This window comes from Streptococcus sp. HMSC066F10, assembly GCF_001813805.1.
Classification (GTDB): Bacteria; Bacillota; Bacilli; order Lactobacillales; family Streptococcaceae; genus Streptococcus; species Streptococcus vaginalis.
The window spans coordinates 101,243-117,975 of sequence record NZ_KV813983.1; the positions used below are offsets into that span (position 1 = coordinate 101,243).

A 16,733-nucleotide genomic window follows, 5' to 3' on the forward strand; every position below is an offset into this window, starting at 1 on the left:
GAGGTGAACGAATGGAACAATACAAACGAATTTTATTAAAAGAGTTTGATTCCAAGCAAAAAGTCATTACAGAGTTAATCAATCTGGAAGCTATTTTAAATTTGCCAAAAGGGACAGAATTGTATCTTAGCGATATTCACGGTGAGTTTGAGGCTTTTGACTACATCTTAAGAACCTGTGCGGGGAATCTGAATGAAAAAATCAATGACTGCTTTAGAGAGGATTTATCAAAATCGGAAAAAGACAAGCTGACCTTGTTAATTGCTTACCCTCAGGAAGTTTTGAGTGATGGTTTTCTTTATCCTTTGAAAGACAAGAGTTGGTATGGAGAAATTATTCAAAACTTGTTGACTTTGCTAACTTTTGTGGCAGCAAAATACACTCGTTCCAAAGTGAGAAAGGCGTTGCCACCACAATATGCTTATGTGATTGAAGAATTGCTCTATACAGATCGCAATCTGCCGGATAGCAATATTTATTTTGAAACGATTCAGAACTATTTGATTGATCTAGGCGAGGCAAGTCAGTTTATTTCGGCATTAGCAAAGGTCATTCGGCAGTTAATCATTGATCATCTTCACATAGTTGGTGATATTTTTGACCGTGGGGCAGCCGCAGATAAAGTAATGAATGAAATCATAGCTTATCATTCTGTTGATATTCAGTGGGGTAACCACGACATTATCTGGATGGGGGCTTTCTTCGGCTCAAAAGAATGTCTACTCATTCTCTTACGAATAGCTGCTAGGTACGGGTATCTTTACGATATTGAGCGAGCTTATGGTCTTAATCTAAGACCACTCGTCCTCTTTGCTGAAAAGACTTATTCGGAAAATGCAAAGTTCAAACCAAAATTAGGAAAAAGAAGCGATAGCTATTCTCCTAAAGAAATCCTCCAGCTGGAAAAGGTTCACCAAGCACTAGCAATCATTCAGTTTAAATTGGAAAATCAACTGATTAAAAGGCGACAGGAGTTTGATATGGCTCAACATCTTACTCTTGATAAGATTGATTATTGGGAAGAAAGTATTCTAGTTGGAGAAAAGAAGTATTTTTTAGCTAATACTTGCTTTCAAACAATCAATCCTCAACATCCAGATCAGCTGATAGCCGAGGAAGAAGAAGTGGTTGCTAGCTTGCTGGATTCTTTCCAACATTCTCTTCAGCTCAAGAACCACATCTCTTTTCTGATGAAGAAGGGCTCCATGTATAAGATTTATAATAATCATCTCCTATTTCATGGCTGTATTCCTCTAGAAGCGTCAGGAGAATTTCAACCCTTACAGATCAATGAAATCCGCTATGCTGGTAAAGAATTGCTCGACTTTTTTGAATACCATATTCGGGAAAGTTCTAAAAATCCAGAAATTCAGAACGATTTCTCAACGGATCTTATCTGGTACTGTTGGAATGGAAAACTATCTCCCTTGTTTGGCAAGGACAAGATGACCACCCTAGAACGTTATTTTATTGAGGATAAGGAAACGCACGTTGAAAAGGAAAATCCCTATTTCTCCTATCGGAATTCTGCTAAGATTTGCAAGTTGATTTTGGAAGAATTCGGTCTCTTTTCTGAAGATTCTAGGATTGTAAATGGGCATACACCTGTAAAAACATTGAAAGGCGAATCTCCAATCCGAGGAGAAGGCATGCTATTTGTCATTGACGGTGGGTTGTGTGAAGCCTATCAAAAGAAAACGGGTATTGCTGGTTATTCCTTGCTCAATAATTCATATGGTTTTCAAATTGTCACACACCAACCTTTTCAAAATGTGCAAAAAATGATTGAGAAGGCTGTGGATCTCTCATCCTTGAAGAAAGTGATTGAGCATGTCCGTGAGCGAACTTTGATAAAATCAACGACAATCGGGCAAAGCCTCATCGAACAACAACAGGAACTATCTGCTCTCTTGCATGAATTTTATGATTAACCTTTACGGCTCTCCAAGCCAAAACTTGGAGGGCCTTTTCATTTCAAGTTTTGCTGTTGTCCCCATTTCTTTTTCGTGTTACAATAGGAGTATTGAAATGGAGAGGTTTAAGATGATTTATTTTGACAATTCAGCAACAACCAAGCCTTACCCAGAGGCTTTGGCTAGCTATACAGAAGTTGCTTCTAAAATTTGGGGAAATCCTTCTAGTCTCCACAGTTTGGGCAATCAGGCGACCCGCTTGTTAGATGCATCTCGCAGGCAAATTGCGGAGCTTCTCGGTAAATCCTCTCAAGAGATTTTCTTTACGTCTGGCGGGACGGAAGGCGATAATTGGGTTATCAAGGGTGTGGCTTTTGAAAAAGCGCGTTATGGCAAGCATATCATTGTGTCTGCTATTGAGCATCCAGCAGTGAAAGAATCCGCTCTCTGGCTGATGCAGCAAGGCTTTGAAGTGGACTTTGCGCCTGTTGATAAAAAAGGTTTTGTAGATGTTGAAAAATTAGCTACCCTTATCCGATCGGATACGACTTTAATTTCAGTTATGGCGGTCAACAATGAAATCGGCTCTGTTCAACCAATTGCAGCTATTTCAGAACTTTTAGCGGACAAGCCAACTATTTCTTTTCATGTGGATGCGGTTCAAGCCATGGCCAAGATTCCAACGGAAAATTATTTAACTGATCGCGTAGACTTTGCAACATTTTCCAGTCATAAATTTCATGGCTTACGGGGTGTTGGTTTTGTCTATATCAAGTCTGGTAAGAAAATCAGTCCGCTGTTGAATGGTGGCGGTCAAGAATCAGACAAGCGTTCTACGACTGAAAATTTGGCGGGTATTGCAGCAACTGCAAAAGCCTTGCGCATATCTATGGAAAATTTGGAAACTTTCACCACACGAACCGCAAAAATGAAAGAGATTATCCTAGAAGAGCTAGCGAAATACCCTGATGTGACGATTTTTTCAGGAATAGATGAGTTTGCGCCCCATATCCTGACTTTTGGAATTAAAGGCGTACGAGGTGAAGTAGTGGTTCATGCTTTTGAAGAGTATGACATTTATATATCTACTACGAGTGCTTGTTCCTCTAAAGCTGGCAAACCAGCTGGAACATTAATAGCTATGGGTGTTGAAAAATCCCTAGCTCAAACGGCTGTGCGAATTAGTCTGGATGCCGATAATGACATGAGTCAGATTGAGCAATTCCTGACAACGTTTAAACTCATTTATGAAAAAACTAGAAAAGTAAGGTAAACAATGCAATATTCAGAAATTATGGTTCGTTACGGCGAGCTTTCAACCAAAGGAAAAAATCGCATGCGTTTTATTAACAAATTGAAACGCAATATGCAAGCAGTCCTCTCTGTTTACCCAGATGTGCATGTGAAAGCAGACCGAGATCGTGCACATGTCTATCTTCACGGAACGGACTATCAACCTGTTGCAGAATCGCTTAAACAAATTTTTGGGATTCAAAATTTCTCTCCGTCTTATAAGATTGAAAAATCAGTTCCTTCTTTGGTTGAAGCGGTGCAGACAATTATGAAAGAAATTTATAAAGAGGGGATGACTTTCAAGATTGCCAGCAAACGCAGTGACCACAATTTTGAATTGGATAGTCGTGAATTGAACCAGGCCTTGGGGAATGCGGTCTTTGATGCGATTCCACATGTTCAAGTCAAGATGAAAGCGCCAGATATTACACTGCAAGTAGAAATCCGCGAAGAAGCAGCCTATCTGTCCTATGAAACGATTCGTGGAGCAGGTGGTCTTCCTGTCGGAACATCTGGAAAAGGCATGCTGATGTTGTCGGGTGGGATTGATTCACCCGTTGCAGGCTATCTAGCTCTAAAACGCGGGGTGGATATTGAAGCGGTGCATTTTGCTAGCCCCCCTTATACAAGTCCCGGTGCTCTCAAAAAGGCGCAAGATTTGACGCGCAAATTAACCAAATTTGGTGGCAGTATTCAATTTATTGAAGTGCCATTCACGGAAATTCAAGAAGAAATTAAAGCAAAAGCACCAGAAGCTTATCTGATGACCCTAACTCGACGCTTTATGATGCGCATTACAGATCGCATTCGTGAAGAACGTGGTGGGCTCGTTATCATCAACGGAGAAAGTCTTGGTCAAGTTGCTAGCCAAACGCTAGAGAGTATGCAAGCGATTAATGCTGTCACCAACACTCCCATTATTCGCCCAGTTGTGACCATGGATAAGCTGGAAATCATTGACATTGCTGAAAAGATTGATACCTTTAATATCTCAATTCAGCCCTTTGAAGATTGCTGTACCATTTTTGCCCCAGATCGTCCGAAAACCAATCCAAAGATAAAAAATGCAGAGCAATACGAAGCACGTATGGATGTAGATGCTTTAGTGGAACGTGCTGTTGCTGGTATCATCATTACTGAAATTACACCAGAAGCAGAAACAGACGAGGTGGATGAAATGATTGAGGGATTGTTGTAATAAGAACGGATTTTGAGATTGGAAGTTATTCTGGGAAATTATTAAAAATTACTAAAAGCTACTGAGTTAGTCTTTTGATAAAAAATACTTGTCAAATAATTCTAGAAATGCTATACTTAGAGAGTTGACTATGCACAGCCTGTGCAACCGCTCGAACATCGTCATAAGTGGTTCGTCCCACGATGCTAGGCGAGTCTTCACAAAATTAGGGGAAACCCGTAAAATTCATAGGAGGTGCATAATGAGCACATACGCAATCATTAAAACTGGCGGCAAACAAGTTAAAGTTGAAGTTGGTCAAGCAATTTACGTTGAAAAATTAGACGTTGAAGCTGGTCAAGATGTAACATTTGACGAAGTTGTTCTTGTTGGTGGTGAAAACACTATTGTCGGAACTCCGCTTGTTTCTGGAGCTACTGTTGTTGGAACTGTTGAAAAACAAGGAAAACAAAAGAAAGTTGTTACTTACAAGTACAAACCTAAAAAAGGTAGCCATCGTAAACAAGGTCACCGTCAACCATATACTAAGGTTGTCATCAATGCAATCAACGCTTAATTTTTAAGGAGAGCACATGATACAAGCAGTCTTTGAACGAGCCGAGGATGGTGAGCTGAGGAGTGCAGAAATTACTGGACACGCCGAAAGTGGCGAATACGGCTTTGATGTCGTGTGTGCGTCGGTTTCTACGCTTGCCATAAATTTCATCAATTCGATTGAAAAATTCGCAGGCTATGAACCAATCTTAGAATTAAACGAAGAAGAAGGTGGATTCTTACGGGTAGAGATTCCTACAGATATTCCATCTCACCAAAGAGAAATGACTCAACTTTTCTTTGAATCATTCTTCTTGGGTATGGCAAACTTATCGGAGGACTCAGCTGAGTTCGTCCAGACAAGAGTTATCACAGAAAACTAACACGGAGGAAAAACATTATGTTGAAAATGAATCTTGCGAACCTGCAACTTTTCGCTCATAAAAAAGGTGGAGGTTCTACATCTAACGGACGTGATTCACAAGCAAAACGTCTTGGAGCTAAAGCAGCTGACGGACAAACTGTAACTGGTGGATCTATTCTTTACCGTCAACGCGGTACTCACATCTATCCAGGTGTCAACGTTGGACGCGGTGGAGATGACACTTTGTTTGCAAAAGTTGAAGGCGTTGTACGCTTTGAACGCAAAGGTCGCGATAAAAAACAAGTTTCTGTTTACCCAATTGCGAAATAAGAATTGAAAGTCCCTACCTCATGGTACGGGTCTTTCTTTTGGAAATGATAATTTGAAAACAACAAAAGAAATGTAGATAAAACGAACAATCTTCATCTCATTATAAGATAGCTGTAAACAATTTTGCAGCTATCTTTATTTTAAGTACATTTCACATGTGTTTTTTATGTATTTTAGTATCATATTAGTTGAATAATTACAGTTATCAAAGTATAATATATATTGTAGGTTTATTCAATTTTTAGGAATGGGTAATGGTTTTTTATTCTCAACTTTACCCATCAGATAAAAATTATATAGATATTTTACTATGGAAGGAATATACTAAGTTAAAAGTTTTAAACTTTATAATGGAAAACGTGATAAATTTTCTTTACGGAAGAAAAGCGTGGGTCTTGTTTCCGTTGCGATAGCCACTTTAGCAATGTATGGAATTGTGGGAGGAAGTCAGACGGTTCAAGCTGATGAGCAGAGTAGTATGAACAGTCAAGTTACTAGTGTTTCAGATTCATCAGAGAAAACGGAAACTGAAAAAGCTGTTGTTCCAACTCCAATATCAGAAGATGCTTCTTCAGTATCAGAAAATGAAATAATGGATGCGGCTCAATCTGTTTCAGGACTTCAAAGCTCAAGTACAGAAAGCACGTTATCAGAAGATTCATCTCCATCAAGCAGCAATAGCTCATCAACGGAAGAAGAATCTTCTAAACCATCTCCAACTCCGTCTCAATCAGAAACAACTCCGAAGACAGAAGAAACGAATACAGCACCTCAAACAAGAGCAGCTCGCAGTCGCAGAAGTGTGACAGAAGCTCTTTCTCAGATTTCAGATTTCAAAGTGACTGTTACAACAAAAGATGGAACAACTATGAGTTCTGGGGATGAAAAAACTTTATCCAATCAAGAAATAGCATTTGAGCAAATTCATATGAAATTTACTCTGACTCAAGATGGGACTCTAAAGGCTGGTACAAAGATTCGCATTCCAGTTAAATTGGTAAACAATGCTTATAGAGCGTACTACTCTAATCTTGGTTCAGGAACAGAGGAACCAATAAACGGTGTTGGAACAATTAAATTTGAACATTCTGATCCAAATAATCTTGCTTATGTGATTACTTTAAATAATCAATTTGAAGGACAAAAAATTGTTGAAATTACTCAAAAAGCAGCAACTATTGGAAAATTTACAGCAAAATCAAGTTATGAAAATATTGTTTTAGAAATAAATGGGAATACATTTACGTTTAAACCTCAGCCTAGGACGTTTGAAAAAGCACAGGCTCCTTTTGCAGTTTATAATAGCGCTAGTAGTGATAAAGCTGATTCAATAAAATTAGGTACTTCAACTGGTGATGCTAACTATTATAATAATCTATTATCTAGCGATGGCAAAAATCCTGGACAAACAGGGATTCCTCAAGGAGATATCATTTCTATTTACCGTATAAAACCAGATAATGGATCGAAAATTATTAGTATCAAACCTGATCCGAAAAGATATACTTCTACCTTAGCTATTAGCGAAGATGGGAAGTATCTTGTTAAAGGAGATACTCCTAGCTCTATTAGTATAAAGTCAGATCCAGATAATAAGTTAATAGATCTACCTGCAAATTCAACAAATGATACTCTTCTTAAAGCATTAAAGCAAGCAGGCAAAAATTCTTCAGTTGTTATTGATAATGGAGATGGAACTTATACAGTTGCCATCAATTTAGGGAAAATGATAGGTGAGGGTGCAACTACCTATCATGAAATTTGGCCAACTGATGATTATGCTCAAATGGGAGATAAGTATCAGGAAATCAACAGAACAGAAGAAGTCAATAAAAAAGTTAGTGCTATTTTAAAGGATGCTAGTGTCATTCAAGGAACTGGACATTCAACACGAATTACTTTTGCAGATTCCTCAATTAAGAATACTATAACGAATGAGTCAAGAAGTTATAGTTATAACGTTGATGACAATGGTAATGTAACTAAGCTTAAAGAAGAAACGATTTCTGCCGCAACAACTCCATCAAATGCACGTGCAGAAGGTCAAAAAAAGATTACAATACACTATGTAGATACTACAGGTAAAGAAATAGAAACACAAGATTATCAATTTGGTTTCCCAGCAGGGGGGAGTGTTCCTAAATCACCAGATTATAAGGCTACTCCGAAAACGATTGCAGGATATACTCTTGTAACGACACAGAATCCTATTACTTCAATATCAGGAAAACAGCTTACTACTAGTCAGTCCATAGCTTTTGAAAATAACGATCAAGATTTTTACTATGTATACGCTGTAAATAAATCTAATGCAAAAGTAACGTATATTGATGATACTGATGGAAATAAAGTTCTTGAAACAAAAGAATTGACTGGCGACTACAACACTACTGATTCATATAGAACAACCGAAACTATTAAAAAGTATACAGATCAAAATTATGAACTGGTTAAAGATGAGTATCCACCAACAGGTGTAAAATATAATGATAAACTTCAAACATTTGAGGTTCATTTAAAACATAAGACAAAAACTGAAACTCAAAAGAGAACTGTCAAAGAGACTATCAGATATGTCTATGAAAATGGTACAGAAGCAAAACCAACCTATGTTGCTACATTAGATTTCACTAGAACAGCAACAACTGACCTTGTTACAAATGTTACAACTGGTGATTGGACAGCGGAAAATGGAACAAGTTTTGTGGCCGTAACATCACCAACAATCAAAGGTTACACTCCAGATTTGGCGGAGGTTCCAGCAGTTGACAATATTACGGCTAACAGTTACAATATCGAAAAGACAGTTGTTTACAAAGCTAATCCAGCTAGTGCAAAGGTAACTTATATCGATGACACAACAGGAGAAACGCTTGAAACGAAGAATCTGAATGGACGTTATGGGCGGACTGATCCTTATCGAACAGCTGAAACCATTAAGACGTATACTGATCGAAATTATGAACTCGTTTCAGATGGTTATCCAGCAACTGGTGTAACCTATAATGAAAATCTTCAAACCTTTGAAGTTCATCTACGTCATAAGATGGATTTAGTTGAAGACAGAAGGACTGTCTATGAGACCATCAAGTATGTTTACGAAGATAACACAGAGGCAGCGGATACGACGGTTCAGATTCTGGACTTTGTCCGGCTTATCAAAAAGGATCTGGTGACTAATAAGATTGTCCGTAAGTATTCTTGGATCCCGTCTACCAGAACCTTCCCAGAGGTAGTTTCTCCAAAGGTTGATGGTTATACACCAGATAAGGCAACTGTAGCAGCCGTTGAACAGATTACGGGAGATAGCGCAGATATTGAAGAAACGGTTACCTATAAAGCAGATAAGCAAAAAGTAACCTATACCATCATTGACGACACTGCTCAAAAAACGCTGAAAGATAAGGAAGTACTTACCAGCGGAGGCTCTGATACTCCTCTTTCAGCTAGTGCCCGAGAAAAATATGATTTAATGGTGAATGCTTATCTAGCTCAAGGTTATGAATTGGTTTCGAAAGACCAGCTTCCAGCTAAGTTTGACCTTGACAGTAGCCACGATCAAAATGTAGTTGTTCACTTGAAGCATGGTATCACTGATATCCAAGAAAGCAAGGATGTAAACTTGACTGTTCGTTACCACGGTGCCGGTGACCAGACACCAGAAGACAAGGTGCAAACAGCGACTTGGACTCGTACAGTAACCAAAGATAAAATCACAGGCACAGAAGTTTCTGCCACAGCTTGGACAAGCGATAAAGCCAACTATGATGCTGTGCCATCACCAGTGATTCCGGGCTACAGTGTTGACATTGAGACGGTTCCATCAGAAGCCGTTACTCAAGAAAACATTGTCAAAGATGTGCATTACACTGCGAATCCAGTGACTCCAGACAAGCCAACACCTCCAGTAGTTCCGTCAGTCTCGGACAAACCAGCACCTCCAACTTTGACGGTTGTACAAACACCTCCGACCAAACTAGCTCCAGCGAAAGAAAAGTTTTTGCCAAGCACAGGTGATGTACAAGATGGTTCAACTTTTACAATGCTGACAGGTATCGGTTTACTTTTATCAGCTTTGGGTTTAGTTGGTCGTTGTAAAAAAGAGGATTGATGAACCTTTTGTAAACATATAAAAGTGATCTAAAGGTTGAATCATTCGATAGAAAGGATAAGCTTCACAAGCAACCTAATGTGGTTGATTTGTGGGGCTTCTTTTTTTATAAAAATATTGAAACAAGATTCTTGACAAAAGAAAAAGCTTCATGGTTTAATATACCCCGCAAGGGTATAAACGGAGGTGCTTATGTTTCACTTATTTACGAAAATAGATAGTATTTCTACAAGTGAATTGGAACAAAAATTAAAAGAGAAGATTCAACTGCTAGATGTACGAACACCGTCTGAATATCGGCGTGGTCATATCAAAGGCGCAAAGAATGTCCCACTCAATGAAATCGCAAGATACACGCTAGCAACAAATGAAACACTGTATGTCATTTGCCATTCCGATGTGCGGAGCAAAATGGCAGCCAAAAAGCTAAAGAAAAAAGGCTACGATGTTGTCATTGTTCAAGGCGGTATGAGTGCTTGGACCGGAAAAGTTGTTTAAAAGTGATAAAGGAGGAAGTTGAATGAAAATTATCATTGTTGGTGGAGTTGCAGGTGGAATGTCTGCAGCGACGCGTTTAAGACGGCTAAAAGAAGACGCTGAGATTATTATTTTTGAAAAGGGACCATTCGTTTCCTTTGCGAACTGTGGTCTGCCTTACTATGTTTCTGGAGAAATTGCTAATCGGGAAGATTTGTTAGTGCAAACGCCTGAGAGTTTAAAGGCACGCTTTCATCTAGATGTTCGTCCTTTTCATGAAGTGACGGCTATCTCACCAGATCAACATACAGTGACGGTTCGGCATGATGGAAAAGAGTTTACAGAGAGTTACGACAGGCTGATTTTGTCTCCGGGAGCAAAGCCTTTTGTGCCTCCGATTGACGGTTTGGAAACAGCCGAAAACACCTATACTTTGCGTAATGTTCCTGACCTAGATGAGATTATGTTAGCTTTGGAGAAACAGCCAAAAGAAGCTGTGGTGATTGGGGCCGGATTCATTGGTCTTGAAATGGCAGAAAATCTTCGGAGGCGCGGTTTGAAGGTGACGATTGTTGAAAAAGCACCGCATGTTTTGCCACCGCTTGATGAAGAAATGGCTGCTTTTGTTCAAGCTGAATTGTTGAAAAACGGTATTCAAGTAATTACTTCTCAGTCTGCTACGCGGTTTGAGGACAAGGGAAAGGTCATTGTACTGGAGAATGGGCAAAAAATTGTTTCTGATGTGACCATTTTATCTGTCGGGGTGCAACCGGAGAATGCTTTGGCACAGGCGGCAGGTATTGAACTGGGACTGCGTGGCGGTATCTTAGTCAATGAGCGTTACGAAACCAATCAACCTGATATTTATGCAGTCGGTGATGCGATTGTGGTTAAGCAAGAGATTACAGGAGAAGACGCGCTGATTTCATTGGCTTCGCTTGCCAATCGTCAAGGTCGCCAAGTGGCGGACGTGATTGCTGGGGTAGCTTGCAAGAATAAAGGTAGCATTGGTACAGCTATCGTTCGGGCATTTGACATGACGGCTGCTTCGACAGGGTTGAGCGAGCGCATTCTTCGTATGAATGGCCTGCCTTATCAAGTTATTCATGTCAGTGGTAAGGATCATGCTGGCTACTATCCGGGTGCGACTGATGTGACCTTGAAACTCCTCTTTGAGCCAACAAGTGGCAAAATTTATGGTGCACAAGGTGTTGGGAAAAAAGGCGTTGATAAGCGGATTGATATTTTGGCAACGGCTATCAAAGGTAATCTAACCATTTTTGACTTGCCAGAGTTGGAATTACCTATGCGCCACCGTTTGGCTCTGCTAAAGATCCGGTCAATATGCTGGGATATGCAGCCTTAAACTTAGTAGAAGGTTTGAGCGACAATATCCAGTGGTATGAATTGGAAGATGAACTAGCTGCTGGTAAGAAGTTCCTAGATGTGCGGACGGCCAGTGAGCTTCAACAAGGTCGTTTGAAAGTGGATACGGTTCACATTCCTTTAAATGAATTGCGTGAGCGTTTAGGAGAGCTAGACAAGTCGCAGGACTACATCGTGAGCTGTCATAGTGGACTTCGCAGCTATATTGCCGAGCGCATTCTTAAACAAGCAGGATTTTCTGTTAAGAACCTAGACGGCGCTTTTGCCTTGTATAAAATGGTGAAACCAGAGGGAGTAGAATATGGAAATTAATATCACTATGTCTGAATTTTATAAGAAATACCAAGCAGAAAAGCTGTCCATTATTGATGTGCGAGAGGTTTATGAGTTCGTGTCAGGGCACGTTCCGACAGTACAAAATCTGCCATTAAGCACTTTTGAGACGGGCTACAAACAACTGAGCCAGCAGGAGAAATACTATGTCATCTGTTAATCTGGTGCACGTTCTGCGGCTGCGTGTCAGTTTTTAAGTGCGCAAGGATTTGATGTAACCAATGTAGCTGGGGGCATGAATTTCTGGCATGGCGAGGTGGAATAAGGAAAGAGAAAATAAACTGAATAAAAACCTTTCAAAAATAGTAAAAAGCTTAAAATCAAGTTATCAAAAACGTTGATTTTAAGCTTTTTCTTGTTCATTGCTTCATTTTGACTAGAAATTGAGTTTTTGTCCAACCTATAACTCAATAATATGTGGATCATAACCAATAGCTTCTAGGAATTTGAGTAAGTCCGTTGTGTCTAAAAAGAGTGTTTTTTCATTGGTATTGGGGTGAAAACTCATTCGTTTTTCCGACATGATTTCTTTGTCAAAATAAACTTGAATGTCTTTGTCGGCATTGTTTAACAATCCAAATGGAGAAACAACACCTGCTGGCAACATCATTTTTTCAAACAGACTGTCAGCGGATGCCATGCGGATTCTATTGGCTTTTACCAGTTCTTTAAACAAGTCCATGTCCAAGCGTTTTTTGTCGTCCATAATGAGCAAGTAGTAGGCGGTTTTCTTCTTGTTAGTGAGAAACATCGTTTTGGTGCGGACGCCTTCAATGCCTTCGATAAAGCTGTCTGCCTGCTCGGTCGTAAGTGCCGGTTCGTGTTCCACGATTTCAAATGGAATGTTTAACTTGTTTAAGGTTTCTTCTACTTTTGCGTATAAGTCCATTTTACTTGCCTCCTTTGATTTGTTTTATTACTCTTATTATACCATATTGAGGAGGACTTTTCTTTCAATGGTTGGCAACCTGCCCCCAAAAGCAGTTCATTCCGTCGACTGGGTCGCTAGTCTGTCCCAAAAGCAGTCCACTCCGTCGACCGGGTCGCTAGTCTGTCCTAAAAGCAGTTCACCTCGTCGACCGGGTCGATAATCTGTCCTAGAAATAAGTTCACTCCGTCCGCCGGGCTGACAGCTTGCCTAGAAACAAGTTTGCTCTGTCCGTCGGGCTGACGACTTGCCTAGAAATAAGTTCACTCCGTCCGCCGAGCGGATGGTTTGCTTAGAAACAAGTTTGCTCTGTCCGCCGGGCTGACGACTTGCCTAGAAACAGGTTCACTTTGTCCGCTGGGCGACCACTCCTTTAAGAGCTGCTTTTGCCCATTGTGCAGTTCTATTTTTCTAAAAAAGTAATAGTTGGAATCATCTATTATATTGTGTACCGTAAATAAACAAACCTCAGCAGTTTTCGTCGCCTGCTGAGGTTATTTTCGTTTGATAAGGTATTGGACGGCTTTTTCTAGTCGCTCTTTTTGAGCTTCGGGATCGTCTAAAGGGTGGTCGAGACATTCGGTGAGATTTTCGGTAATCATCAACTCAATGACCCGCTCGACACTAGAGCGCACAGCGGTTAATTGGGTGATAATGTCCGAACAGTCACGCTCTTCTCCTATCATTTTTTGAATGCCGCGCAGTTGTCCTTCAGAGCGTTTCAGCCGCGTAATAAGCTTTGAATTTGCCATGTCCTTGTCCTCTGTTTATTTTTTTACATTATATCTTGAATAGACCTCTTTGTCAAAGTTCTCGCTCTTTCTTTATGATATAATGGGGAGGTATGATGTGAATGGTTTGTGTCAAACTTGGATGTTCACCATGATAGAAGCCGTCTATGTCGGTCAGTAACAGGAGGGAAACATGTGTCAAGAATGTTATTCTAGGGAAAGTAGAAGAACGCCTTTACTGAATCCTTTGGATTGTTTGCAACACCACAGGCAGTATATTTGCGGAACATGTGGGCGGTGTATCTGCATTGAAAAAGACCCAAAGAGAGGATTGCAAAGGTGGCATTTTCCGTTTAAATCCTTAGAAATCTCAAAGCTATACTTGCGAACCGCTGATTATACGATGAAAAAGCCATGCGGTATTTATGAAATAGAAAATAGCAAGGGAAGGCTGTCTTATAAAATTTTTGCGGCAAAAGAAGATTTACAAATATTTTTAAAAAAGAATAAGGATAAAACATGCCCATTGCTGACACCTGTTTTTACCGTTCATGAATACAAAGAGTATCCCAATACAGAAGTGCGAAAATTGACAGCTGATGAGATAAGCCACTACATGAGTGAAAGAACTTGAATGTCACTTGTAGCAGCCAAAAACAACTTGTTTTATCTGTTTTATTAGGAAGATATGAAAGAAGCGACGACTGGATTTCATGGGTGTATGAAGGTTTAGTTATGCCTTGATTTATGGTATAATGATAAAACACTTGAAAGAGGATAAAAGGATGAATATTCAACAACTGCGCTATGTTGTAGCCATTGCCAATAGTGGCACCTTTCGTGAAGCCGCTGAGAAAATGTATGTCAGCCAGCCTAGTTTGTCCATTGCGGTTCGAGAATTAGAAAAAGAACTGGGTTTTAAAGTATTTCGCAGAACGAGTAGCGGTACATTTCTGACACGTCGAGGGATGGAATTTTACGAAAAAGCTCAAGAATTGGTTAAAGGATTTGATGTCTTTCAAAATCAGTATGCCAATCCAGAGGAAGAAAAAGCAGAATTTTCCATTGCGAGCCAGCATTATGATTTCTTGCCGCCTCTGATAACAGAATTTGCTAAACGCTATCCAAAAGGTAAGAATTTCCGAATTTTTGAATCTACAACGGTGCAGATTTTAAACGAAGTTGCACAAGGACACAGCGAGATTGGCATTATCTATCTGAACAATCAAAATACCAAGGGAATGATGCAGCGGATGGATAAATTGGGGCTGGAAGTGGTAGATTTGATTCCTTTTCAGACACACATTTATCTGCGGGCGGATCACCCCTTAGCTGGGAAAGAGGAGCTTACTATGGAAGATTTGGCAGATTTGCCGACGGTTCGTTTTACACAGGAAAAGGACGAATATCTCTATTATTCAGAGAATTTCGTGGACACCAGCGCCAGTTCGCAGATGTTTAATGTGATGGATCGTGCCACTTTAAATGGTATTTTAGAGCGGACAGATGCTTATGCAACAGGATCTGGATTTTTGGATAGTAATAGCGTAAACGGCATTACGGTGATTCGATTACAAGACAACTTGGAAAATCGCATGGTTTATGTTAAACGCGAAGAAGTAGAGCTTTCACCAGTCGGTGCAGCTTTTGTTGCTGTTATGGAAGAATATTTTGCAAAAAGAGGTAAAAAATGAAACGAAAAGTGACCGTGCCGATTGTGATTGTGGCTTTGATTGCGCTGGATCAATGGGTCAAGTTTGAAATTGTCAAAAACATTCAATTAGGCGGAGTGAAGCCTTTCATTCCAAAGATTTTGAGTTTGACTTATTTGCGAAATACAGGAGCGGCATTTTCAATTCTGGAGAACCAGCAATGGTTGTTTGCGGTAATTACTTTAGTGGTGATTGGCGCTGCTATCTGGTATTTGAGCAAGCACATCAAAGGTTCTGTCTGGCTGCTGTCTGCTTTGAGTTTAATTATTGCAGGTGGAATTGGAAATTTTATTGACCGCATGCGCCAAGGTTTTGTTGTGGATATGTTTCAGCTTGATTTTATCAATTTTGCAATTTTTAATGTTGCGGATAGTTATCTGACGATTGGTGTGCTTGTACTGATAGTGATGATGTTAAAGGAAGAGGGCAATGCAAGTTAAAGTAGAGATTGGCGGTGTACGGTTGGACAAGGCGGTTGCTGATTTGACACCATTATCCCGCAGCCATGCCAATGAACAAATCAAAAATGGGCAAATCTTAGTCAACGGGCAAGTCAAGAAAGCAAAGTATGCTGTCAAGGCAGGTGATGTGATTACTTATGAATTGTCCGAACCAGAAGCGCTGGAGTATGTTGCAGAAAATCTGCCGCTAGATATTGTTTATCAGGATGAAGATGTCGCAGTGGTGAACAAGGCTCAAGGTATGGTGGTGCATCCAAGTGCGGGGCATACGAGCGGAACACTGGTCAATGCGCTGATGTACCATATCAAGGATTTGTCCGGTATCAATGGTGTTTTGCGCCCTGGAATTGTCCATCGGATTGACAAAGATACATCAGGATTGTTGATGATTGCCAAGAACGATGATGCGCATATCAAGCTTGCTAAGGAATTAAAAGATAAAAAATCCCTGCGGAAGTATTGGGCTATTGTGCATGGTAATCTGCCGAATGACAGAGGCGTTATTGAAGCACCGATTGGACGCAGTGAAAAAGATAGAAAAAAACAAGCTGTAACGGCAAAAGGAAAGCCAGCTGTTACACGTTTCCATGTTTTAGAACGTTTTGGCAATTATACGCTGGTGGAGTTGCAACTGGAAACAGGTCGTACACATCAAATTCGTGTGCACATGGCTTATATTGGTCACCCAGTGGCAGGTGATGAAGTATATGGACCACGTAAAACGCTAAAAGGGCACGGTCAATTTTTACATGCCAGAACGCTTGGATTTACTCATCCTAAGACGGCAGAAGTCATGGAATTTACAGCAGAAGCGCCAGCTATTTTCCAAGAAACACTAGAGAAATTGAGAAAAGGAATGGAGTGAGAGAACATCTCTTTCTGCTTCATTTCTTTTTTATTTTGCTCGAAATTTTGATATAATAATGTTATATTACCCGTGGTGCTATTTAATTTCAAAATAC

14 protein-coding genes, 2 pseudogenes and 1 other annotated feature are annotated in these 16,733 nt (G+C 40.0%); of the genes and pseudogenes, 14 read left to right on the forward strand and 2 right to left on the reverse strand.

All coding sequences use genetic code 11. The annotated features are described in order from the left end of the window. The first annotated feature begins 11 nt into the window (after positions 1 to 11). The 10 genes and pseudogenes from HMPREF2933_RS05815 (at position 12) to HMPREF2933_RS05860 (ending at position 12,204) form a co-directional block, all read left to right on the forward strand. Positions 12 to 1,931 (forward strand): fructose-bisphosphatase class III, encoded by a 1,920-nt coding sequence (locus HMPREF2933_RS05815; RefSeq protein ID WP_024051795.1) that lies wholly within the window; start codon positions 12 to 14, stop codon positions 1,929 to 1,931. A 112-nt stretch (positions 1,932 to 2,043) separates the two neighbouring features. Beyond that, positions 2,044 to 3,186, forward strand: a complete 1,143-nt coding sequence (locus tag HMPREF2933_RS05820; protein ID WP_042753980.1) for a cysteine desulfurase family protein — start codon at positions 2,044 to 2,046, stop codon at positions 3,184 to 3,186. Between the two features lie 3 nt (positions 3,187 to 3,189). Continuing rightward, on the forward strand, positions 3,190 to 4,404 hold the full coding sequence (gene thiI / locus HMPREF2933_RS05825) for a tRNA uracil 4-sulfurtransferase ThiI (protein ID WP_024051793.1): 1,215 nt from the start codon (positions 3,190 to 3,192) through the stop codon (positions 4,402 to 4,404). A 135-nt stretch (positions 4,405 to 4,539) separates the two neighbouring features. Next, positions 4,540 to 4,611 (forward strand) — a sequence feature (ribosomal protein L21 leader region). A 34-nt stretch (positions 4,612 to 4,645) separates the two neighbouring features. Next, entirely contained in the window at positions 4,646 to 4,960 is a 315-nt protein-coding gene (gene rplU, locus HMPREF2933_RS05830; RefSeq protein ID WP_024051792.1) for a 50S ribosomal protein L21, read from the forward strand. Positions 4,961 to 4,976: 16 nt separating this feature from the next. Then, positions 4,977 to 5,321 carry a ribosomal-processing cysteine protease Prp gene (locus HMPREF2933_RS05835; RefSeq protein WP_003032850.1) on the forward strand — a complete coding sequence of 115 codons (345 nt, stop codon included), beginning with the start codon at positions 4,977 to 4,979 and terminating at the stop codon, positions 5,319 to 5,321. Between the two features lie 17 nt (positions 5,322 to 5,338). Then, entirely contained in the window at positions 5,339 to 5,632 is a 294-nt protein-coding gene (rpmA, locus tag HMPREF2933_RS05840) for a 50S ribosomal protein L27 (RefSeq protein ID WP_003032879.1), read from the forward strand. A 388-nt stretch (positions 5,633 to 6,020) separates the two neighbouring features. Then, a complete protein-coding gene (locus HMPREF2933_RS09750) occupies positions 6,021 to 9,743 on the forward strand; it encodes a mucin-binding protein (protein ID WP_083308034.1) in 3,723 nt (1,240 codons plus the stop codon). Positions 9,744 to 9,935: 192 nt separating this feature from the next. Continuing rightward, positions 9,936 to 10,241: a rhodanese-like domain-containing protein gene (locus tag HMPREF2933_RS05850; RefSeq protein WP_070241635.1), complete on the forward strand. Its 306-nt coding sequence runs from the start codon at positions 9,936 to 9,938 to the stop codon at positions 10,239 to 10,241. 22 nt (positions 10,242 to 10,263) lie between these two features. Beyond that, positions 10,264 to 11,918 (forward strand): annotated as a pseudogene (locus HMPREF2933_RS05855) (FAD-dependent oxidoreductase). Continuing rightward, positions 11,908 to 12,204, forward strand: a pseudogene (locus HMPREF2933_RS05860) (rhodanese-like domain-containing protein). The pseudogenes HMPREF2933_RS05855 and HMPREF2933_RS05860 overlap by 11 nt, the downstream one beginning before the upstream one ends. A 135-nt stretch (positions 12,205 to 12,339) precedes the next feature. Here the strand turns inward: HMPREF2933_RS05860 and HMPREF2933_RS05865 are convergent. Beyond that, on the reverse strand, positions 12,340 to 12,828 hold the full coding sequence (locus HMPREF2933_RS05865) for a prolyl-tRNA synthetase associated domain-containing protein (protein ID WP_024051785.1): 489 nt from the start codon (positions 12,826 to 12,828) through the stop codon (positions 12,340 to 12,342). A gap of 533 nt (positions 12,829 to 13,361) precedes the next feature. Beyond that, complete coding sequence (locus HMPREF2933_RS05870) at positions 13,362 to 13,619, reverse strand: metal-sensitive transcriptional regulator (RefSeq protein WP_024051784.1); 258 nt, start codon at positions 13,617 to 13,619, stop codon at positions 13,362 to 13,364. A gap of 172 nt (positions 13,620 to 13,791) precedes the next feature. Here HMPREF2933_RS05870 and HMPREF2933_RS05875 point away from each other — a divergent pair, with 172 nt between their 5' ends. The 4 genes from HMPREF2933_RS05875 to HMPREF2933_RS05890 all read left to right on the forward strand — a co-directional run bounded on the left by HMPREF2933_RS05875 (position 13,792) and on the right by HMPREF2933_RS05890 (position 16,636). Beyond that, entirely contained in the window at positions 13,792 to 14,232 is a 441-nt protein-coding gene (locus tag HMPREF2933_RS05875; protein ID WP_024051783.1) for a hypothetical protein, read from the forward strand. Between the two features lie 151 nt (positions 14,233 to 14,383). After that, positions 14,384 to 15,292 carry a LysR family transcriptional regulator gene (locus tag HMPREF2933_RS05880; RefSeq protein WP_024051782.1) on the forward strand — a complete coding sequence of 303 codons (909 nt, stop codon included), beginning with the start codon at positions 14,384 to 14,386 and terminating at the stop codon, positions 15,290 to 15,292. Then, positions 15,289 to 15,750, forward strand: coding sequence for a signal peptidase II (lspA, locus tag HMPREF2933_RS05885; RefSeq protein ID WP_024051781.1), 462 nt, complete (start codon positions 15,289 to 15,291; stop codon positions 15,748 to 15,750). The genes HMPREF2933_RS05880 and lspA overlap by 4 nt, the downstream gene beginning before the upstream one ends. Beyond that, positions 15,740 to 16,636: an RluA family pseudouridine synthase gene (locus HMPREF2933_RS05890; RefSeq protein WP_024051780.1), complete on the forward strand. Its 897-nt coding sequence runs from the start codon at positions 15,740 to 15,742 to the stop codon at positions 16,634 to 16,636. Before lspA ends, HMPREF2933_RS05890 begins: the two co-directional genes overlap by 11 nt. Positions 16,637 to 16,733 lie beyond the last annotated feature (97 nt).